The organism is Pusillimonas minor (assembly GCF_014237865.1).
In the GTDB taxonomy this organism is placed as follows: Bacteria; Pseudomonadota; Gammaproteobacteria; order Burkholderiales; family Burkholderiaceae_B; genus Neopusillimonas; species Neopusillimonas minor.
The window spans coordinates 353,696-372,954 of sequence record NZ_JACJUU010000003.1 but is presented as its reverse complement, the minus strand read 5'-3'; the positions used below and the strand labels follow the sequence as shown (position 1 = coordinate 372,954).

Genomic DNA, 19,259 nt, shown 5'->3' with positions numbered 1-19,259 from the left:
GCGAGGAACCAGCGATTCCAGCGTCACCATCTCAAGCTCATGCTGATAGGCAGTAGGTTCTTTTAGCATGCCCCATTATGAACAAACCCTCGGTTTTACGCGAGGGTTTGTCAGCAATCTGTAGCGCGATGCAAACATCGCGCTATTTTTTTGCCCTTTGGCCCAACCCGGTGGTTGCCCGTCAGTTAGCAGCGCTTCAGGCGCCGCTTGCGGGTGGGCGGCTGACGCACCCGGCCGATTTCCACCTGACGCTGGCCTTTCTGGGGCAGCCTCAACCCGGGCAACACGCGGCATTGCGCCGTATAGCGCAAACCCTGCCGCGCCCGGCTTTCGAGCTCAGGCTTGATCGGGTCGATACTTTTGAACGGTTAAAGCTGGCATGGGTAGGGCCGTCGGCGGTGCCTGCTGCCTTACTGGCGCTGCGCGACCAGTTGGGCCACGCGCTGGATCAGGAAGGTATCTGGTACGACAAACAATTTTCATTTCGCCCGCACGTTACCCTGGCACGCAAGGTAACCGTGGCGCCGCGGCCGCTGGGCGCGCCGGTGATCTGGTGGGCAGACCGATTTGTCCTGGCGCATTCACACCCGCAGCCGAATGGGGCAAAATACAGCCTTGCATAATTATTTTTGAGGTTGAAGCGTATGTCAGTTGCCCCGCGTCGTCTGGTGTTGTTGCGTCATGCGCATTCAGGGCATGGTTCGGGGCTGCCCGACATCGAGCGTACCTTGTCCGAACGGGGCCTTAACGAAGCACTGGAAATGGGCGCCTATATGGCGCAAGAAGGTGTGATGCCGCAACGGGCCATTGTGTCGGTAGCTCAGCGTACACGCGAAACCTGGTCGGCGGTTCAGCGCCAGTTGCCCGGCCAGGTGCCGGCAGTATTCGAGCCGAAAATTTACGAGGCGTCGGTGCAGGCACTGCTTGAAGTAATTCAGGCAGCGCCCGACAAATACGAAAGTGTGGTGCTGGTGGGGCATAACCCCGGCATTTCTGCGTTGGCCATGCGCCTTATCGGGCGCGGCAGCAAAAATGCCGTGGTCAGGTTACGCCACGAATTTCCGCCGGCGGGGCTGGCGGTTATCGATTTCCCCGATGCGGTGTCGTGGGCCGACATTACCGATCATTCAGGGGTGCTCGAGCGTTTTGCAACGCCCGTTACCGATTAAGCCGTTGGCTTAGCGACGGCGACGCGGTGCGCCGGTAACCGGGGGGCGGCCTTCGATGTGGCGGAAAATAATACGGGCCTTGCTCAGGTCGTAGGGCGACATTTCTAGTTTGACTTTGTCGCCGGCCAGAATACGGATGTGGTGCTTGCGCATTTTGCCGCCGGTATAAGCGACAACAGGGTGGCCGTTCTCGAGGGTGACGCGAAAGCGGGAATCGGGCAGAACTTCAGTCACCGAGCCATTCATTTCAAGTAATTCTTCTTTTGCCATAGGACGTTTCCTTTGTAAAAACAAACCTTGGCCGCAACGCCTTGCGCATTGCAGCAAAATTGTGAGCCCCTGGGTGGGGCAGCCGCCGTAAAACGGAACAAAAAGCGTAGCTGAGGCTACGTAGTGCAGGTGCACGCGGTGTGGCACCCAAATTGACAGCAAGGCCACCGCGATGGGTAATGCGCCTTGCCGATTGAACGATGCCCTTTGACTACAGGGGCAAGCACTTCTTTAGGGTAACGTGCCCGGGGTAGGGTGTCAAGGAAAACCCTAATAAAACAGTTTAGTTCAGGATGCGGTCGATGATATGGCGTTCGCCGGCAAAATAATGCTTCAGGGCAAAGGCAATATGGCCCAGGGCCAGCACCAGCAAAACGTAGCCCAGCAGGCTATGGAAATTACTGCCCAGGTCGGTCATCCAGGTGATTTTCAGGCTTTCGTCAAAGCCGGGCATTAACGGGATGCCAAACGGCGAGAATTCGCGGCCCGAGCCGTACTGGCGCAGCAGGGCCACAATGGGTACGACCAGCATAAGAACGTAAAGCACAACGTGCCCCACACGTGCGGCCTTGCTGATTGCGGGCGGGCGCCGACGCAGGTTAAGCAGCGCCCAAAGCACACGAACCACAATAAGCAACATCAGCAAAAAGCCCACTGACTTATGCGTGCCCCACAAGAACTCGTCAAGGGCACTGTCTTCGGCCAGAAAATGAGTCAGTGCCGACGTAAATTGCCATGCCAGCAGTAGGGCCATTGCCCAGTGCAAAATACGTGTCACGCGGCCATAGCGTTCGGGGGAGTCGCATGTCGATGAATGTTGCTGCATGGCGGGTTCCTTCTTGATGGTGTGCAAAATGTACGGGGCAGGCTGTGTTGCGGCAGGGCTAATGTCCGCCAAATACAAGCATGAAAAGCAGACATATTTACCGTGCCTGGTGTCGTCGGTAACCATAATAAACCCAGGGTTTTTCGTCCAGCGAATTTTTCGTGACAAGGTCGCGCTGCGTGGGTGCGGCGTCGTGCAGGTGGGTATCTGACCGACGTTCAGCCCTTGATCGGCATGCGGGCTTCCCGTAATCTTTTAACTGTGCGGTTACGTTACAGGTTGAACTTATGTCTGCAGTAATGCCCATCCCCTCCAACTGGACGCTCGACAACGTGCCGCTGGCGCACGTTGATGTTGATCGCGTGCGCGACAACGAAGACTTGTTCTATATGGTGGTTGGTGCTTCGTTTGTCGAGATTGCGGCCGACTTGTACACCCAGAACCTGATTGATTATTTTGGCAACGACCCCGAAGTAGCCACATGGCTGACGCAGCAATGGCAACACGAAGAGGTGCGCCACGGCCGTGTGTTAAGGGCTTATGCTCAGCATGTGTGGCCCGAGTTCGACTGGCAACGCGCGTACGATGCCTTTTATGCCGAATATTCGCAAATGTGTACGGTCGACGAATTCGAGCCCACCCAGGGGCTTGAAATGGTGGCGCGGTGCGTGGTGGAAACGGGTACTGCAACGTTTTACACGGCGTTGTCGCGTCAGGCGACCGAGCCGGTGCTGGCGGGCATTGCCCAACGTATCCGCGCCGACGAGGTCAACCACTACAAGCATTTTTATCGGTATTTTCGCAAGTATCAGCAGGCGCAGCCGCCAGGCCGCTGGAAGATCTTCCAGGCGCTCAAGCGCCGGGTACTCGAAGCGCGCGCGTCTGATGCCGATTGTGCGTTGTGGCATGTGTATCAGTTGCACGAAGGCGAAGCAACAGCCGATCGCGCCCGGTTCAAGCAGCTGTGTCGTCGCCTGGGCCGTGGCTTGCAACGTCACTATCCGGTAGAAATGGCGGTAAAAATGGTGGTCAAGCCGCTCGATCTGCCGGCTGTGGTTGGGCGGATTATTCTGGCGCCGCTTTCAAAAGCTTCGGCCTGGTTACTGCGCTAACGCAGCAAGTGCGCCAGTCGTGCAGCCAGGTTCGGGGTTGTTGCGCAATGCTATCCGGGCATTGGCATCAAGACCGGGTTGGCGGGTCGATACAGACTCGGGGCCAATGCGCTAAGACCAGTCAACGTCGAAGGCTTTAATGGCCGGAATGCATTCTTTGGCCGCGCGTCGGCCTTCTTCGATGGCTTCGGTTGCCCGATGAAAATCCATGAGCCCTAAATGAGCCAGCCGGGGCGCAATCACGATGTGTGGGGGCTCGCCCACCATGCGGCTGCGCGTAATGCGTTCTTGCATAATATTGATGCTCGAGGCGACCACATCGAGCACTGAAGGGATCTCGGGCTCTTCGGGTTTGTTGCGGTCGTGTTCGGGCGATTCGGGCAACAGGGCGCTTAAATTATTTTGCAGCTTGCTGAACCAGTCATCGTCCTGGGCCGGCGGCGATTCTGACTCGGCTTGCGGTGCGGGGTCGCGGCGCAGGTGCCGCCCCAGCAGGTCTGAATTGAGGTCAACCGCGATCAGGATGTCGGCCCCCATGGCGCGGGCCAGCGACACCGGCACCGGGTTGACCAGCCCGCCGTCGACAAGAATTTGCCCGTTGTGCCGGACCGGCGCAAACAAGGCGGGTAATGCAATAGAGGCCCGGACGGCCCCCAACGTGCTGCCCGAACGCAGCCAGATTTCGGCCCCGTTGTGCAACGATGTGGCCACGGCGCCAAAGGGGATATCGAGCGCTTCGATGTCGCGGTCTTTGAACTTGCGTTTAAAGAACCCCATCAGGCGTTCGCCCTTGAGCATCCCCCCGGTCAGCGTGATATCCATGAACGAGACGACATCGCGCAAGCCCAGCTCGCGCACCCAGGCGTCGAGCTCGTCGAGCCCGCCGGAGGCGTGTACGGCCCCGACCAGCGCACCAATGGATGTGCCGCAGATGATGTCGGGCTTCAGGCCGGCTTCGCGCAGGGCCTGGATGACGCCGATATGCGCCCAGCCGCGCGCCGAGCCGCTGCCCAGAATAAGCCCGACTTTAGGACGAAAGCGACGGCGGGCCGTCATGGCAGGACCCCCTTGACGATCAGGACCTCGCGCAGCATGTCCAGGCGCTCGGCCGGATCGGCGGTTTCGAGCAGGACGGCCTTTTGCGTGGGTGGCAGAGGCAGCAGTTCAGCCCAGCGGTTGGCGACCCAGCCGCAGTCCTCAAGCCGGTAGGGGGCGGACACCGGCATCGCTTCCGGCGGCACGCCCTCGCGTTGCAGGTCGGCAATGACGCGGCCGAGCGCATCGGCGCAATCTTGCAGGTCTTGCGGGATGCCAATGGCAGGGTCGGGGTCGTGGAGGGTGACGTTGCCCGTCCACAAGCCGCCTGGCTTTTGCTCGAACGTGTTAAGCGTGAAGCGTTGCGTGCCTCTGGCCCGGACTTGCATCAGCCCGGTCATTGGCGTTGCGACCTCTTCGATGGTGACCAGTGTGCCCGACGAAACAAAGGTTTCGCGCGAGGCCGGTTGCCGGACCTCGGTACCGCTGGTCAGTGCTACAACGCCAAAGCCTGTGTTGTTCTCAAGGCAGCGCCGGATCATGTCCAGGTAGCGTACCTCGAAGATACGCAGATGAATGACGCCGTCGGGAAACAGCGCGCGGGCGAGGGGGAAGAGGGGCAGCGGAGTCATGGGTGGAATAATGCCATAAAGCGAAAGCGCGGGGCCAGGCTGGCGGCAGTTTGCTTTGCTTGCAATAGAAACTTTAAAACATCAAAGGCTCGCAAGGCCCAAAACTTCCACAGGTTTTAAGCGCTTCAAAGGCAAAATGTTTGCAGGCTGCTATGCGCTGGCACCTTCGCATGCTGCAAAATAAACTATAGATTGCATTGAAAACTATATTTTCGTATAGTCGTTCAAAATACATTAGAAACAAGCATCAGGAGACAACTATGAACCAGCCCCAGGCTCCCCTGGGCGCGCTGTTTGCTGCGCCCGCCGTTACCGTTACCCGCCGTGCCGATGGCAGCACGCTGCTCGAAAACCCCGTAGCACTCGAACCCTACGCCCGATGCGCAGGCGAGTATCTTGAATACTGGGCCGACGAAGCGCCCGATCGCTTGTTTTTGGCAGAGCGCAGCCCGGCCGGGCTATGGGCGGGCGTGACGTATCGTCAGGCGCTCGACAAGGTGCAGCGCATTGCGTCGTGGTTGCTCGAACGCGGCTACGGGCCGGCTCGCCCGGTGTGTGTGTTGTCCGACAACGAGGTCAATCATGGGCTGTTGATGTTGGCGGCCATGCATGTCGGTATTCCCTATGCCGGGATTTCGCCCGCTTACTCGTTGCTGTCCAAAGATCACGCCAAACTCAAGAATCTGGTGCAGCGTCTTGACCCCGCGCTTATTTACGTGGGCGGTGCGGGCAAGTTTCAGGCTGCGCTTGCGGCCATCGAAGGTCTGCATCACGCCCAGGTCGTGGTAGCCGACGAAGACGCCTTGCCAACCGAGGCGGCACTGCATTTTTCAGATTTGCTTGAAGACGTTGACCTGGCTGCTGTGCATCGTGCCTATGCCGCTGTTACCCCGGACACGGTTGCAAAAATTTTGTTTACGTCGGGCTCAACCGGCTATCCCAAAGGGGTCATCAATACCCAGCGTATGCTGTGCGCCAGCCAGCAGGCCAAGCGGCAGGTCTGGCCCTTTTTAACCGGGCAGCCGCCGGTATTGCTCGACTGGCTGCCCTGGAATCACACCTTTGGCGGCAATCACAACTTCAATCTGATTCTGGCCAACGGCGGTACGTTCTACCTGGACGGCGGCAAGCCGGTTCCCGGTTTGTTCGATACGACACTGAATAATTTGCGCGAAGTGGCGCCCACCTTGTACCTGAATGTGCCCAAGGCCTTCGACATGCTGGTCCCGGCGCTGCGCGAAGATGCCGATTTGCGCCGTAATTTCTTTTCGAAACTGCAGGTGATTTTTTACGCGGCAGCTGCGTTGCCACAACACCTGTGGGACGGCCTTATCGAATTGTCCATCCAGGAACTGGGTTATGCCGTGCCCATGGTGACGGCCTGGGGGTCGACCGAAACCTCGCCGTTGGCGACTGACTGCCATTTTCAGGCCGACCGTTCCGGCGTGATCGGGGTGCCCGTGCCCGGGGTGTCGCTTAAATTGGTGCCCAGCGGCGACAAGCTGGAAGTACGTGTCAAGGGGCCGAACGTGACGCCGGGTTATTTCAACCAGCCCGATGTTACGGCAAAAGCCTTTGACGACGAAGGGTTCTACCTGATTGGCGATGCGGCAAAATTTGCTGACCCGGCTCGCCCCGAAGCCGGGCTGGTGTTCGACGGGCGGGTGTCCGAAGACTTCAAACTGATGACGGGGACCTGGGTGAGTGTGGGCAATTTGCGCGTCAAAGGCATCGAAGCCATGACGCCCGTGGCGCAAGACATTGTCGTGACCGGTCACGACCGCAATTCGGTGGGCTTTCTTATTTTCCCGAACGTGGCGGCATGCCGGCGTCTGGCGGGCCTGGCCGACGACGTTGCGGTTGCCGACGTGCTGGCGCACCCGGCTGTGCGCGACCGGGTAAGCGCCGGTTTGCAGGCGTTGCATGCCGCAAACCAGGCCAGTTCTACCTACGCCGACCGCGCCTTGCTGTTGACCGACCCGCCGTTGGTGGATGCCGGTGAAATTACCGACAAGGGCTACATTAATCAGTCGGCCGTGCTCAAGCAGCGCGCTGCGCTGGTGCAAACCTTGTACGCCGACGATGCCGCCAAAGACGTCATTTACTTGTAATGCCGGTACCGCGATGAACGCGCTAACTGACACGCCCGACGACACGGCCGCCTTGTCGCGGCGCTTGGGCCTGCGTGTGCGTTCGGCCCGCGCCGCCCGGGCCATGACCATGAAACAACTGGCCACCGAGTCGGGCATTTCATTGCCGTATTTGTCGCGCGTCGAGCGAGGCGACGGCAATGTCTCGATTGCCGTGTTGCACCGGCTGGCCCGCGCACTGAACGTTTCAACTCACGCGCTCTTGTCCGATCACGACCGTTTTGGCGCTGATTACGCCCTGATTGTCGAAATGCTCAAGCGCCAGTCGCCCGACAGCTTGCGCAGTATTCGCAGTTGGCTGGTCAGTCACCTCGATCAGCAGTCATCGCAGCAGGGCGGTGTCAAGCGCATTGCTTTAATTGGTTTGCGGGGGGCCGGCAAATCTACCCTGGGCCCGGCACTGGCGCAGCAGCTGGGGGCGCCGTTTATCGAACTGAACGCCCAGGTGGCCCAAATGGCGGGCATGTCGCTGAATGAGGTGTTTTCCATTTACGGGCAGGCAGGTTATCGCCGTCTTGAACGGCAGTGCCTTGAAGCGGTGATTGCCGGTCATCCGCAGGTGGTTTTGGCTACCGGCGGGGGCATTGTGGCCGAACCGGCGACCTACGAAGTCTTGCTGCATTCGTTCTACACAGTTTGGTTGCATGCCCGGCCCGAAGCGCATTTTCGACGTGTCATGGCCCAGCACGATGCCCGCATTGCCACGCCGCAGTTGCGTGACGAAGCGATGGCCAATATTGTCAGTGCGCTGGCGGCGCGCAGCACCTTGTACGCGCTGGCCCATGCCGATATTGACACGACGGGATTGACCACACAGGCGGTCCTCGCTCGGGCGTTGGCCTTAATCGACCAACATATTTTTTCTACCAACAAAGGGGTTGCTTCATGAGTGTTTCTACACGGGTCATCAACACGGTGGGCGTGGTGGGTACCGGAGTTATCGGCGCCAGCTGGGCGGCTTATTTTCTGGCCCAAGGGTTGGCGGTACGGGCAACCGACCCCAGCGCCGGCGCACACGAACGGCTGCTGGCGACCATTGATGCGTTGTGGCCCAGTCTTGAACGCATTGGCCTGGCGCTCGGCGCCGACAAGCAGCGTATTGAATTTTTTGCCGACCTCGAAACCGCATTGTCCGGCGTGGACTTTGTTCAGGAAAACGGGCCCGAAAAAGAAGACCTGAAAATTGATTTGTTCAAACGCATGGACGCGGTACTTGATGCCGACATCGTGCTGGCCTCCAGTTCGTCGGGGTTGTTGATGAGCCGTATCCAGAGTGCTTGCCGGTTTCCCGAACGCGTTGTTCTGGGGCATCCCTTTAACCCGCCGCATCTGATTCCGCTGGTTGAAGTCATTGGCGGGGCGCAAACCTCACCCGATGTGGTCGAGCGCACCATGCGCTTTTATGCCGACATCGGCAAGCGCCCGATTCATCCGCGTAAAGAAGTCAAAGGACATATTGCCAACCGCTTGCAGGCGGCGCTGTGGCGCGAGGCCTTTAACCTGGTCGACCAGGGGGTGGCCAGTGTCAGCGATATCGACGCCGCCATTGCACACGGCCCCGGTTTGCGCTGGGCTTTGTTGGGGCCGTTCATGAACTTGCATTTGTCGGGCGGCGCGGCCGGTATCGAACACTTGCTGGACCATCTTGGCGGGCCGATTGAAGACTGGTGGCACGACCTGGGCGACCCGTCGATGACGCCCGAGCTTAAGCAAAAAGTGGCACAAGGCGTACGCGAAATGCTGCAAACGTATGCCGAGCAAGACTTCGTGCCCGAGCGCGACCGGCTGTTGGTGGACTTGGTGGCGGCAAAAACCGACAGCGGCCAGTTGCCATAAGCCATAAGCAATGGCTCAGGCGAGCCATGCGCCGTGTTCGAAGCGGTACCGGCCGGTCAAGGCATATTTTTGGGCGTGGCCTTTACGTTCAGGGCGGTGACCAGCGCCAGATGCGCTTGGGGTGAGCGGGGTCGTCTTCATTGGCGGGCACGACCGGCGCTTCAAGCGCGATTTCTATGGCCTGGTCAACGTTGTCCAGCAAAACAATGTCCAGCTGTTCGCGGGCTTGTGCGGGCAGGTCGTCAAGGTCTTTGGCATTGCGGGCGGGCAGCATCACGCGCTTGATGCCGGCCTGAAGGGCGGCGAGCAGTTTTTCTTTGATACCCCCCACCGGCAGTACCAGGCCGCGCAAGCTGATTTCGCCGGTCATGGCCAGGTTGGCATGAATAGGGCGGTTGCTGATCAGGGAGGCCAGTGCGGTATACATGGCAACACCTGCGCTGGGGCCGTCTTTGGGGATGGCGCCGGCCGGCACGTGCACATGGATATCGTGTTTGTCGAAGTAGTCGCGAGGTAAGCCAAATGTCTCGAAGTGGGCTTTGACCAAGGTCAGCGCAGCCTGGGCGCTTTCTTTCATGACGTCGCCCAGTTGCCCCGTCAGAATCAGACGGCCGCTGCCCGGTGTCCGGCTGGCTTCTATGAACAGGATGTCGCCGCCGACCGGCGTCCAGGCCAGGCCGGTGGCGACGCCGGGCAAGCTGGTGCGCATGGCCACTTCGTTTTCGAACCTGACGGGCCCAAGGATGTCGGGGAGCAAGGCCGTTGTGACATGCACCTGGCTCTGGCGGTTTTCGGCAATGGCCATGGCGGCGTAACGGCAGACACTGCCCAGTTCGCGCTCAAGATTGCGCACACCGGCTTCGCGGGTATAACCCTGAATAATGGCGTCGATGACGTCGTCGTCAACCTGGCACTGCACCGGGGTCAGACCGTTAGCCTTGCGCTGTCGGTCGAGCAGGTAACGTACGGCAATCTGGTGTTTTTCGTCGGGGGTGTAGCCTTGCAGCGCGATGACCTCCATGCGGTCGCGCAAGGGGCCCGGGATGTTGTCGAGCACATTGGCGGTGGTAATGAACAGCACCTTCGACAGGTCAAAGCCGATGCCCAGATAATTGTCGCGGAATTCGTTGTTTTGTTCGGGGTCGAGTACCTCGAGCAGGGCGGCCGCCGGGTCGCCGTGGGCACTGGCGGCCAGTTTGTCGATTTCATCGAGCATCAGCACGCAGTTGCGGGCGCCGGCCTTGTGTATGGCCTGGATAATGTTGCCGGGCAGGGCGCCAATATAGGTGCGCCGATGCCCGCGGATTTCGGCTTCGTCGTGTACGCCACCGAGCCCCAGTCTGGCAAACTTGCGGCCTGTTGCCCGCGCAATGCTTTGGCCTAACGACGTTTTGCCCACACCCGGCGGCCCCGTAAAACACAAAATAGGGCTGCGGCCGTCGGGGTTCAGTTTGCGCACCGCCAGGTACTCAAGAATTCTCTTTTTGATTTTGGTCAGGCCGTAGTGGTCGGCGTCAAGGATGTCGCGGGCCTTGGCAATGTCGATAGGCGCCTCGGCCTCAACGTGCCAGGGCAGTTCGATCAGCCACTCCAGATACGTGCGCTGCATGCTGTATTCAGCCGACGCGTCAGACATCTGTTCAAGCCGCTTCAGCGCTTTGCGAGCGGCATCGTTGGCGGCCTCTGGCAGCCTGGCCCGCTCTATTTTTTCGCGTAGTTCGGCAATGTCTGCGCCTTGCTCGTCGTCTTCACCCAGTTGCTCGCGGATGGTTTTCAGCTGTTCGCGCAGCAGATACTCGCGTTGCCGGTCGTCAACGCGCTCTTTGGTTTCTTCGGCAATGGCTTGCCGTATACGAAGCACCTGATCGAGACGGTCGAGGTGGGCAAGAACCTTGTCAAGCCGCGTTTTCAGGTCGAAGGTATCCAGAATTTCTTGCTTTTCTGCCGGCTTGATATCGATCATGCCGGCGACGAAATCGGCAAAAATAGCCGGGGAGGTGATGTTCTTGACAATGCCTGACAAGGCTTCCGGGGCATCGGGCAGCAAGGCGATGACGGCGTCGGTGCGTGTTTTCAGCTGCAGCATGCGTGCATCGATGTCGGGCGAATCGACGTCGGGCTCGGTATAGCGCTCAACCTGGGCGACCTTGAACGGGAACCCGTCCAGCAGCTTGAGGATACGAAAGCGCTGTTCGCCCTGGCAGATGACGTGGTGGTTGTTGTCGGGCGTGGTGATGTATCGCAAGATGCTGGCGCTGGTACCCACTTCGTACAGGTCGTCCTGGCCCGGTTCATCAATCTCAGGGTCTTTTTGCTGGATGATCCCGACGGGCCGGTTGCTGCGCGCTGCCGCCTGCGCGGCCGCAATCGAGGTTTCGCGCCCGAGGCCTATGGGGACGACCAGTTCCGGAAACAGTACAAAGTTACGCACGGGGATCAGGATCAGGGCGTCTTCAGGAATATTCAAATCGTCGACGGCCTGAGGCGCGGTGGCCGGGCGTTCGGCCGCCGGCCCGGTGACGAATGACGGCGCATCGGACGACAGGGACGTGTGTGGGGCAAGGCTGCGGTCGGGGTTTGTCATGGCAACCTCCTGATTCAACGCAGTTTTTTCAAGGTCAGGGTCAGGCAACCCTGGCTCAGGCTGGAGTCCTGGATCTGGAAATGCCCGGAGGGTAGCCGGATATGTCGTTCGAAGTGGCCGTAGGGGATTTCCAGCCGCTTCAGGTGCGCGCCCCGGGGGCCGGGCATGGGGCGATGGGCATGAATATGTAATACATCATTTTCGATGGTGACCTGAAGGTTGTCGGAAGCAATGCCGGGCAGTGCAACCATGACCGAAAGCGTGTCGGGTGTCTCGAAAATATCGGCGGGGGGTTCCCACGACGGGCCACGGGTTTGGGCGCTGCCCAACCTGAAGAACTGGCGATGCAGCTGGTCGGCGCGATCGAGCATACTGACCGCGTCGAGCCACATGGTGTTGACGGTTTTACGATGGGCCATGGCGACATCCTGGGCAAATTCAGAGGCTGAATGGACCCGAAGGGGCGGCCCCCGGGCCATGTCGTGTGGCGGGGTACAGACCCCGCCGATGTCAATAATATAGGTCCATTTTGCAAGGGTTGCAATGCGCCGTGCGGCCGGTTCAACGCGGTGCTGCAACCTGATGTTGCAGACGCTATCGTGTCTGACGCGGCCAGGTCAGACCTGGCTGCGCTGCCGTTGTCGGCGTTGATGCGTCATTGCGAAGCGGGTTATGCCGCGTCTTGGGCGGGGCCGGCGTACTCGATGATCAATTGTGCGCTGACCATGCCATTCCAGACGTTCTGATCAAGCCGGTAGGCCGCGTCAATGCATTCGGGCAGTGTTTCGGGGTGGTTGAACCAGATGGCGTCAAAACGCTGGTGGCCGCGCTCCAGGCTAAGCTTCAGGTGCTTGTCTTTCAGAAGGCGCTGATGCCTGACCCAGAACGTATCGCGAAACACAGGTGCGGGGAAGCCGGCGCCCCATACCTGCTGTTGCAACAGGCCGGCAACATCGGCGTTGGCGTAACCGGTTTCCAGCGAGCCGTCGGTTTCGATGATGGGTTCGAAGAATGATTTACCCGACAACGTGCGCACAGCGTCGTCAAAAGCGTCCTGAAACTGAGCATAGGCTGATTCGCGCAGGGTCAGACCCGCAGCCATGGCGTGCCCGCCAAACTTCAGAATGGCGCCCGGCAAACGCTTGGACACCAGGTCGAGTACGTCGCGCAGATGAACGTCGGGAATGGACCGGCCGGAGCCGCGCAGCTCGTCGTCGCCGGCACGGGCGAACGCCAGGGTAGGGCGCCAGTAGGCTTCTTTAAGCCGGGACGCGACCAGGCCTACTACGCCCTGGTGCCAGTCTGGGTGATACACACAGACGCTGGCCCGTTCTGGCTGGTGAGCGGCCTCAAGGTTCGACAGCGCCTGCTCTTGCATTTCGGTTTCAATGCCACGACGCTGCTGGTTAATGCCGTCGAGTTCGCGGGCCAGCCTTAAGGCGTAATTTTCGTCGTCGGTAATCAGGCACTCGATGCCCAGGCTCATGTCGGCCAGACGCCCGGCGGCATTAATGCGTGGGCCCAGTGCAAAACCCAGGTCGAACGCGCTGGCTTGTACCGGGTTACGGCCGGCTACCGCAAACAGCGCACGAAGGCCGGGCTGCATCTGGCCCCGCCGCATTTTGTCGAGCCCTTGTGTGACCAGCAGCCGGTTGTTGCCGTCGAGTTTGACGACGTCGGCGACCGTGCCCAAAGCAACCAGGTCGGCCAGTTGGTCGAGCCTGGGGCCGCCATTGGCCGGGTAGATGCCGCGTGCGCGAAGTTCGGCCCGCAGGGCCAGCATTAAGTAAAAAATAACCCCCACGCCCGCCAGGTTCTTTGACGGAAAGCCGCAGCCCGGTTGATTGGGGTTGACGATGGCCCGGGCCCGAGGCAAAACGTCGCCCGGCAAATGGTGGTCGGTGACTAATACCTCGATGCCGGCGGCCAAGGCGGCCTCGACGCCGTCAACGCTGGCAATGCCATTGTCGACGGTGACCAGGATGTCGGGTTTGCCCGACGGGTGGCGTTCGGCCAGGGCGACCACTTCGGGTGACAACCCATAGCCCGTTTCAAAACGGTTGGGCACCAGGTAGTTGACCAGGGCACCCATACTGCGCAGCGCACGCACGGCTACTGCGCAGGCGGTGGCGCCATCGCAGTCGTAGTCGGCGATGATCAACAGCTTCTTGCGCTGATCGATAGCGTCGGCCAGCCATTGAGCCGCCGTGTCGACATGGGTCAGGGTGCGCGGAGGAATCAGGTTGGCCCATTGCTGTCCGGTTTCGTCGGGGTTGCTCACGCCTCTTGCAGCCCAAAGTCGTGCCAGCAAAGGGTGTACGCCGGCGGCAGTGAGTTGTTCTGCGGCTTTGTCGTTGGCCGGACGTGTTACGAGTTTCGGGGTGACCACCAGTGACTCCAGTTGGTGCGGCCTGGCAGCAGGCGCAACAGGCGCTGCCCCAGGCTCGGGGGTTCAAGGGTAACGATACGGTCTTCGCCCAGCAATACCAGGTGCGCATCAGGCCCCAGGCCGGCAACCCGGGTATTGAAGGCGGCCATAGCCTGCAGCCACGCGGCCCAGTCTGATTGCGCAAAGGCAGCTTCTGCCTCGTACCAGATCTCGAAACCCCCTGCATCGGGCCGGGTCAGCTGCGCAGGAGATGCGCCGCCAAAAACCCAAAGGCTGTTGATGGGCGCCAACCCCATTTGCGCGCGTTCCTGATTGACCGGGTGTTCGTACCACGTCATTTGCAATTCGTTGACCAGGCGCCGCAATGGCCGGGTGGCCGTGTCTTGCGGCCACCAGTCGTTGACACGCGTGGCGCTGACCAGTTGCGGGCTGACGCTGGCCGGCAAAATGTCGGCAGGCAAAGTAATGCGCCAACGTGCGGCACCGGTGTGTGTCAGTTCGAAACCGGGTGCATCGAACAAGGGTTTGGCGGCCTGGAATAAGGCTAAACTCTGCTCTGGCGTAATGGCCAGTTGCGCAGCAGGCAATAAACCGGCGCCGTCTCGCGACGGCGAAACATGTACCAGCTCGGCCAGCCATATGGCTTGGTCGGGCGCGACAGGGGGTTGAGCCCACAGCGGCCCCAGGCCGGCCGACATGTTCTGGCCGCTTTCGGGTACAAAGCCGTGGTGCAGCAGCAGCCAGTATTCCAGGCTGGTGCAGGCGGTGTCCAGCAGGTTGATTTGCGTGCTGCGGGCATGGCTGCCCTCAAAACGGCGCACCAGGTTGGGTGCTGTTTTTACAAGGTGCGGGGTGAGTTCGCGCGCGGTGCCCGGGTTGGGCAGCGCACCGGGGATGACGATCTGCATGGTCGTATTGTAGTGTTAATGACAACGTGGTGATCTGACTGATGTCGTATGTTTTCTGGATAGGGGCCCGGTATGCGGGCCTGGCACGTGCCCGGGGGCGAGCCCGCAAACGCGATCGCTTTGTCTCGTTCATTGCGGGTACGTCGATGGCGGGTATTGCCCTGGGCGTGGCGGCGCTCATTATTGTGTTGTCGGTCATGAACGGTTTCCAAACCCAGGTGCGCGACCGCATGCTGTCGGTGCTGCCGCACATCGAGCTTTTCGTGCCCAGCGCCTCACCCATGCAAGTACTTGAGCAGTGGCGGTCTATCGCCGATCAGGCCGCGTCCGCCAACCCGGCCATTACCGGCGAGGCGCCGTTTGTCTCGGCCCAGGCCATGGTGGCGCGGGGTGAGTCTTTAAACGGCGCGCAAATTCGCGGCGTCGACCCGGCGGCCGAAGCGGCCGTGTCCGACCTGCGCGGCCAAATGGTCGATGGCTCGCTCGACAGCCTGACCCCTGGCGCCTTCAATATTGTGCTGGGCAACCAGTTGGCCCGTTCGCTTGGGGTTACCGTAGGCGACACGGTGATGGTGCTGGCTCCGCAGGGCGCGGTGTCGCCGGCCGGGTTCACCCCGCGCATGCGCCAGTTTACGGTGGGTGGCGTGTACTCTTCGGGCTACTACGAATACGACGTCTCGTTGGCCTTCGTTAACGTCGAGGACGCCGCCCGGGTATTTCGCGATAGCGGCATCAGCGGTGTGCGGCTTCGCATTACCGACATGCAGCAGGCGCCGGTGGTGGCGCGCGAACTGATGCAGGCATTGCCGCCTTATGTACGGGCCAGCGACTGGACGCAAAACAACCGCACCTGGTTTGCTGCCGTTCAGACCGAAAAGCGCATGATGTTCCTGATACTGGCCCTGATTGTGGCGGTCGCGGCATTTAATTTGCTGTCGTCATTGGTGATGGCGGTGAAAGACAAGCAGTCTGATATTGCCATTTTGCGCACCATTGGTGCCACGCCGGCCGACATCGCCCGTATTTTTCTTATACAAGGGGCCTTGATTGGCGTGGTGGGTACCGCTGTGGGCGTAGGCCTGGGCGCGTTGGTGGCCTATAACATCGACGTGATTGTGCCCTTTATCGAAAACCTCATGGGTATTGAGTTTCTACCTCAGCAAATTTATTTCATCAGCGAACTGCCGTCTAATCCGCAGTCAAGCGATATGCTGATTATCGGCCTGACGTCTTTGGTGATGTCGTTGCTGGCCACCTTGTACCCCAGCTGGCGCGCCTCGCGCCTTCAACCTGCGCAGGTGTTGCGTCATGACTGATGTTGTTCAACAAGCCAATGTGCTCGATGCCGAAAACCTGACCAAGCATTATGACGAGGGCGGCAGCCGCATCGACGTGCTGCGCGGCGTCAGTTTACATGTGGCGCCTGGCGAAATGGTGGCCATTGTCGGCGCTTCTGGTTCGGGCAAAAGCACCTTATTGCATGCCCTGGGTTTGCTCGATCAACCCTCGGGCGGCGAAGTGCGCGTTAATAACGAACCTACTGCGGGCTTGTCAGAGGCACGGCGCAGTGCTTTGCGCAACCAGGCTTTAGGTTTTGTGTACCAGTTTCACCATTTGCTGCCCGAGTTTTCGGCGCTCGACAACGTAGCCATGCCATTGATTGTTCGGGGAGAAAAGCGCCCGCACGCGCGCGAGCAAGCTGCGGCCGTGCTAGAGCAGGTGGGGTTGTCGCACCGCGTGGCCCACTTCCCCGGTCAGTTGTCGGGCGGCGAACGCCAGCGCGTTGCCTTGGCGCGCGCCCTGGTTACCCGGCCGGCTTGCGTGCTGGCCGACGAGCCTACCGGTAACCTCGACAGGCATACCGCGCAGTCTATGTTCGACCTGCTGGTACGCGTCAACCGCGAATCGGGTACTGCCTTTGCCATCGTTACCCACGACCAGGCATTGGCCGCGTTGGCGCACCGGCAACTGTATATGGTCGATGGCCGTCTGGTCGAGGCCGAGCAGTACCACGCAACGCATTAACAGCCTGTTGGCAGACGCTGGTCATGCTGATTGATACCCATTGCCATCTTGACGCGGCCGAGTTCAATAACGACCGCGAGGCCGTCATTGCACGGGCCAGCCAGAAGGGCGTGCAGGGTATTGTTTTGCCGGCCGTTGAGGTGGTCAATTTTAGGGCGGTGCAGACATTGGCCCACGCGCTTAAGGGCGGGGCGTATGCCCTGGGCATCCACCCCATGTATGTGCCGCGCGCCCAGACGCATGACCTGGACACGCTGGCGCAATGGCTGCAGGCGCATATCAACGACCCGCGTCTGGTCGCCGTGGGAGAAATTGGCCTTGATTTTTTTGTGCCCGAATTGTGCGAGCCCGCCATGCGGGCGAAGCAACAACGGTTTTACGAAGCCCAGCTCGATCTGGCGCATCGGTTTGGTTTGCCGGTGCTGTTGCATGTGCGCAAGTCACAAGACTTGTTGCTGCAGGGGCTGCGTAAACGCGGGCGCATCGGCGGTATTGCGCACGCCTTCAATGGCAGCTTTCAGCAGGCGGGACAGTTTATAGACCAGGGTTTTGCGTTGGGCATAGGCGGTGCCATGACATTTACCCGCGCATTGCAAATCCGCCGCTTGGCAACACAGTTGCCTTTAGACAGCCTGGTGCTTGAAACCGATGCACCGGATATTGCGCCGGCATGGTTGGGCACGCCCGGCGGGCCGCCTGCCCGAAACGAACCGGCCGAGGTTGCGCATATTGCCATAACGCTAGCCGGCTTGCGTGACATGCCGGTTGAACACGTTATTGAAACCACTTGGCACACGGCGTGTCGTGTGCTGCCCCGGCTGGCGGCAGTGCCTGGGCGCTAACTCAGCCGGGCCCGATTTTTTCAAACCGGGCCCGGGTCTTGCCAAAAGCGGTCAGCTTTTGCAGTGGGCTCAGGCGCGCTTCAGTGCTTTCGGGTCGAACCCGGCAATGCGCTTGTAGCGCATCGACACTTCTTCCAGCTCGTCGGGCGACACGACATCGTGAATGTGCGTAAAGCCCTCGGGCGCGCGCTCGTGCGCCATCTGCATGACCTGTTCCGGCCCATTTAACCGGTTGCGCAAGATCAGGCCTGTGGTGGGCGGAATGCGGTCGGCTTCGTACTCTTTAAGGGCCGCCGGCACGCTGCGATGCCTGCCCGACACCACTTTTTGCAGGTGGTCGGCCAGGCAACGGGCATCAAGAATAGCCTGGGCCGAACCGTTGGAGCCAATGGGATACAAGGGGTGGGCCGCATCGCCCATTAAGGTGGTGTGCCCAAACGACCAGCGCGGCAAGGGGTTCTTGTCGACCAACGGGAACTCGTACACGGCATGCGTACCGGCGATCAGCGCGGGGATGTCGATCCAGTCCCACTTCCAGCTTTGGAACGGGCCCTCGAACACGCTTTTATCTACCCCACGGTTCCAGTCGGTTTTACTCAGGTCGTAGTCGGGTACGGTCAGTTCCGCGATCCAGTTAATGGCCGTCTTACCAGCAGGCGTCTGGTCGTCCAAAATGGGGTAGGCCACAAACTTAACGTCGGGGTGGCCCGCCATGAACATGGTCTTGCCATCTAAAAACGCTGTTGTATAGGTAACTGCACGCCACAAAATACGCCCCGAAAACTGGAAGTCGTCATTGGCGGGGTAAAACTGTTTGCGCACCGCCGAATGAATGCCGTCGGCCCCGATGAGTACATCGGCCTTCACGGTATGGCGTGTATTGGCATCGCGGTTGACGAAGCAGGCGGTGACGCCGTCTTCATTTTCCTGAACCGATTCAAACGTCATGCCGGTATGAAGTCGGTCGGCGCCGAGGCGTTCGATAACGGCTTGGGCCAGCAGCATTTGCAGTTTGCCCCGATGAATGGACAACTGAGGTACGGGGTAGCCGGCAGCTAGGCCACGTGGTTCTTGCCAAATTTTTTGCCCGTGGCAGTTGTAGTAGTGCAGCGCCGACGTGGCCACCGCGTTGCTACTTAGTGTCTCCAGCAGCCCCAACTGGTCCATTTCGTTGGCCGCGTGGGGCAGCAAGTTAATGCCCACACCCAAAGGTTTAAGCTCGGGAACGCTTTCGTAAATCTCGCACTCGATGCCGCGCGCATGCAGCATTAATGCCAGCGACAACCCGCCGATCCCGGCCCCCGTGATGATGACTTTCAATTTTGTTCTCCGTAAATGACGGCGAAATCATAACAAAAGCCAGCGGAATTTCCGGGGTGGGCAAATTGATGCTTTTGGGTGGCGCGCCTTGCGGTGCCACGGTTAGGCTGTTGATTTTGGAGCGCGACAGGGTGAAAGGGCGGCTATGTGCGCTGGCAGTG

At 60.1% G+C, this 19,259-nt stretch carries 18 protein-coding genes; 9 read left to right on the top strand and 9 right to left on the bottom strand.

Annotated features, from left to right (window positions below; all coding sequences use genetic code 11):
• Positions 1–128 precede the first annotated feature (128 nt).
• Positions 129–623 carry an RNA 2',3'-cyclic phosphodiesterase gene (gene thpR, locus GTU67_RS06705; RefSeq protein ID WP_185779309.1) on the top strand — a complete coding sequence of 165 codons (495 nt, stop codon included), beginning with the start codon at positions 129–131 and terminating at the stop codon, positions 621–623.
• Between the two features lie 21 nt (positions 624–644).
• Positions 645–1,169, top strand: a complete 525-nt coding sequence (locus tag GTU67_RS06700; RefSeq protein ID WP_185779308.1) for a SixA phosphatase family protein — start codon at positions 645–647, stop codon at positions 1,167–1,169.
• Between the two features lie 9 nt (positions 1,170–1,178).
• Here the strand turns inward: GTU67_RS06700 and infA are convergent, their stop codons facing one another.
• Both infA and GTU67_RS06690 read right to left on the bottom strand, forming a co-directional pair.
• Entirely contained in the window at positions 1,179–1,439 is a 261-nt protein-coding gene (gene infA / locus GTU67_RS06695; protein WP_093971395.1) for a translation initiation factor IF-1, read from the bottom strand.
• A gap of 283 nt (positions 1,440–1,722) precedes the next feature.
• Positions 1,723–2,265 carry a cytochrome b gene (locus GTU67_RS06690; protein WP_185779307.1) on the bottom strand — a complete coding sequence of 181 codons (543 nt, stop codon included), beginning with the start codon at positions 2,263–2,265 and terminating at the stop codon, positions 1,723–1,725.
• Between the two features lie 287 nt (positions 2,266–2,552).
• On the opposite strand from GTU67_RS06690, the gene GTU67_RS06685 reads away from it, so the two are divergent.
• Positions 2,553–3,377, top strand: a complete 825-nt coding sequence (locus tag GTU67_RS06685) for a ferritin-like domain-containing protein (RefSeq protein WP_249417600.1) — start codon at positions 2,553–2,555, stop codon at positions 3,375–3,377.
• Between the two features lie 111 nt (positions 3,378–3,488).
• Here the strand turns inward: GTU67_RS06685 and GTU67_RS06680 are convergent, their stop codons facing one another.
• Both GTU67_RS06680 and GTU67_RS06675 read right to left on the bottom strand, forming a co-directional pair.
• A complete protein-coding gene (locus GTU67_RS06680) occupies positions 3,489–4,433 on the bottom strand; it encodes a patatin-like phospholipase family protein (RefSeq protein ID WP_185779306.1) in 945 nt (314 codons plus the stop codon).
• Positions 4,430–5,044 (bottom strand): LON peptidase substrate-binding domain-containing protein, encoded by a 615-nt coding sequence (locus GTU67_RS06675; RefSeq protein WP_185779305.1) that lies wholly within the window; start codon positions 5,042–5,044, stop codon positions 4,430–4,432. The genes GTU67_RS06680 and GTU67_RS06675 overlap by 4 nt, the downstream gene beginning before the upstream one ends.
• A gap of 260 nt (positions 5,045–5,304) precedes the next feature.
• On the opposite strand from GTU67_RS06675, the gene GTU67_RS06670 reads away from it, so the two are divergent.
• Genes GTU67_RS06670 through GTU67_RS06660 form a run of 3 tightly spaced genes read left to right on the top strand, consistent with a single transcriptional unit; the run spans position 5,305 to position 9,030 of the window.
• The gene (locus tag GTU67_RS06670; protein WP_185779304.1) at positions 5,305–7,155 is read left to right on the top strand and encodes a feruloyl-CoA synthase; all 1,851 of its coding nucleotides are present in this window, start codon (positions 5,305–5,307) and stop codon (positions 7,153–7,155) included.
• 13 nt (positions 7,156–7,168) lie between these two features.
• Entirely contained in the window at positions 7,169–8,083 is a 915-nt protein-coding gene (locus GTU67_RS06665) for a helix-turn-helix transcriptional regulator (RefSeq protein WP_185779303.1), read from the top strand.
• Complete coding sequence (locus GTU67_RS06660; protein WP_185779302.1) at positions 8,080–9,030, top strand: 3-hydroxyacyl-CoA dehydrogenase NAD-binding domain-containing protein; 951 nt, start codon at positions 8,080–8,082, stop codon at positions 9,028–9,030. Before GTU67_RS06665 ends, GTU67_RS06660 begins: the two co-directional genes overlap by 4 nt.
• An 88-nt stretch (positions 9,031–9,118) precedes the next feature.
• Here the strand turns inward: GTU67_RS06660 and lon are convergent, their stop codons facing one another.
• The 4 genes from lon to GTU67_RS06640 all read right to left on the bottom strand — a co-directional run bounded on the left by lon (position 9,119) and on the right by GTU67_RS06640 (position 14,911).
• Positions 9,119–11,614, bottom strand: coding sequence for an endopeptidase La (gene lon, locus GTU67_RS06655; protein WP_185779301.1), 2,496 nt, complete (start codon positions 11,612–11,614; stop codon positions 9,119–9,121).
• A gap of 14 nt (positions 11,615–11,628) precedes the next feature.
• Positions 11,629–12,033, bottom strand: coding sequence for an Hsp20/alpha crystallin family protein (locus tag GTU67_RS06650; RefSeq protein ID WP_185779300.1), 405 nt, complete (start codon positions 12,031–12,033; stop codon positions 11,629–11,631).
• A 251-nt stretch (positions 12,034–12,284) separates the two neighbouring features.
• A complete protein-coding gene (gene recJ, locus GTU67_RS06645; protein WP_185779299.1) occupies positions 12,285–14,003 on the bottom strand; it encodes a single-stranded-DNA-specific exonuclease RecJ in 1,719 nt (572 codons plus the stop codon).
• A complete protein-coding gene (locus GTU67_RS06640; RefSeq protein WP_185779298.1) occupies positions 13,982–14,911 on the bottom strand; it encodes a hypothetical protein in 930 nt (309 codons plus the stop codon). The genes recJ and GTU67_RS06640 overlap by 22 nt, the downstream gene beginning before the upstream one ends.
• Before the next feature lie 41 nt (positions 14,912–14,952).
• Between GTU67_RS06640 and GTU67_RS06635 the strand changes: the two genes are divergently transcribed.
• Genes GTU67_RS06635 through GTU67_RS06625 form a run of 3 tightly spaced genes read left to right on the top strand, consistent with a single transcriptional unit; the run spans position 14,953 to position 17,778 of the window.
• Positions 14,953–16,227 (top strand): lipoprotein-releasing ABC transporter permease subunit, encoded by a 1,275-nt coding sequence (locus tag GTU67_RS06635; RefSeq protein ID WP_185779297.1) that lies wholly within the window; start codon positions 14,953–14,955, stop codon positions 16,225–16,227.
• Positions 16,220–16,936, top strand: a complete 717-nt coding sequence (locus GTU67_RS06630; RefSeq protein WP_185779296.1) for an ABC transporter ATP-binding protein — start codon at positions 16,220–16,222, stop codon at positions 16,934–16,936. Before GTU67_RS06635 ends, GTU67_RS06630 begins: the two co-directional genes overlap by 8 nt.
• 23 nt (positions 16,937–16,959) lie before the next feature.
• Positions 16,960–17,778, top strand: a complete 819-nt coding sequence (locus GTU67_RS06625) for a TatD family hydrolase (protein WP_185779295.1) — start codon at positions 16,960–16,962, stop codon at positions 17,776–17,778.
• Positions 17,779–17,847: 69 nt separating this feature from the next.
• On the opposite strand, the gene GTU67_RS06620 is transcribed toward GTU67_RS06625, so the two are convergent.
• On the bottom strand, positions 17,848–19,098 hold the full coding sequence (locus GTU67_RS06620; protein ID WP_185779294.1) for a flavin-dependent oxidoreductase: 1,251 nt from the start codon (positions 19,096–19,098) through the stop codon (positions 17,848–17,850).
• Positions 19,099–19,259: the final 161 nt, after the last annotated feature.

Coding starts and splice junctions, on each gene's coding strand:
- GTU67_RS06700 (WP_185779308.1), top strand. CDS start 645: ATGTCAGTTGCCCCGCGTCGTCTGGTGTTGTTGCGTCATGCGCATTCA.
- GTU67_RS06625 (WP_185779295.1), top strand. CDS start 16,960: ATGCTGATTGATACCCATTGCCATCTTGACGCGGCCGAGTTCAATAAC.
- GTU67_RS06680 (WP_185779306.1), bottom strand. CDS start 4,433: ATGACGGCCCGCCGTCGCTTTCGTCCTAAAGTCGGGCTTATTCTGGGC.
- GTU67_RS06660 (WP_185779302.1), top strand. CDS start 8,080: ATGAGTGTTTCTACACGGGTCATCAACACGGTGGGCGTGGTGGGTACC.
- GTU67_RS06685 (WP_249417600.1), top strand. CDS start 2,553: ATGTCTGCAGTAATGCCCATCCCCTCCAACTGGACGCTCGACAACGTG.
- GTU67_RS06635 (WP_185779297.1), top strand. CDS start 14,953: ATGTCGTATGTTTTCTGGATAGGGGCCCGGTATGCGGGCCTGGCACGT.
- GTU67_RS06650 (WP_185779300.1), bottom strand. CDS start 12,033: ATGGCCCATCGTAAAACCGTCAACACCATGTGGCTCGACGCGGTCAGT.
- GTU67_RS06670 (WP_185779304.1), top strand. CDS start 5,305: ATGAACCAGCCCCAGGCTCCCCTGGGCGCGCTGTTTGCTGCGCCCGCC.
- GTU67_RS06640 (WP_185779298.1), bottom strand. CDS start 14,911: ATGCAGATCGTCATCCCCGGTGCGCTGCCCAACCCGGGCACCGCGCGC.
- infA (WP_093971395.1), bottom strand. CDS start 1,439: ATGGCAAAAGAAGAATTACTTGAAATGAATGGCTCGGTGACTGAAGTT.
- GTU67_RS06690 (WP_185779307.1), bottom strand. CDS start 2,265: ATGCAGCAACATTCATCGACATGCGACTCCCCCGAACGCTATGGCCGC.
- thpR (WP_185779309.1), top strand. CDS start 129: ATGCAAACATCGCGCTATTTTTTTGCCCTTTGGCCCAACCCGGTGGTT.
- GTU67_RS06665 (WP_185779303.1), top strand. CDS start 7,169: ATGAACGCGCTAACTGACACGCCCGACGACACGGCCGCCTTGTCGCGG.
- GTU67_RS06675 (WP_185779305.1), bottom strand. CDS start 5,044: ATGACTCCGCTGCCCCTCTTCCCCCTCGCCCGCGCGCTGTTTCCCGAC.
- lon (WP_185779301.1), bottom strand. CDS start 11,614: ATGACAAACCCCGACCGCAGCCTTGCCCCACACACGTCCCTGTCGTCC.
- GTU67_RS06630 (WP_185779296.1), top strand. CDS start 16,220: ATGACTGATGTTGTTCAACAAGCCAATGTGCTCGATGCCGAAAACCTG.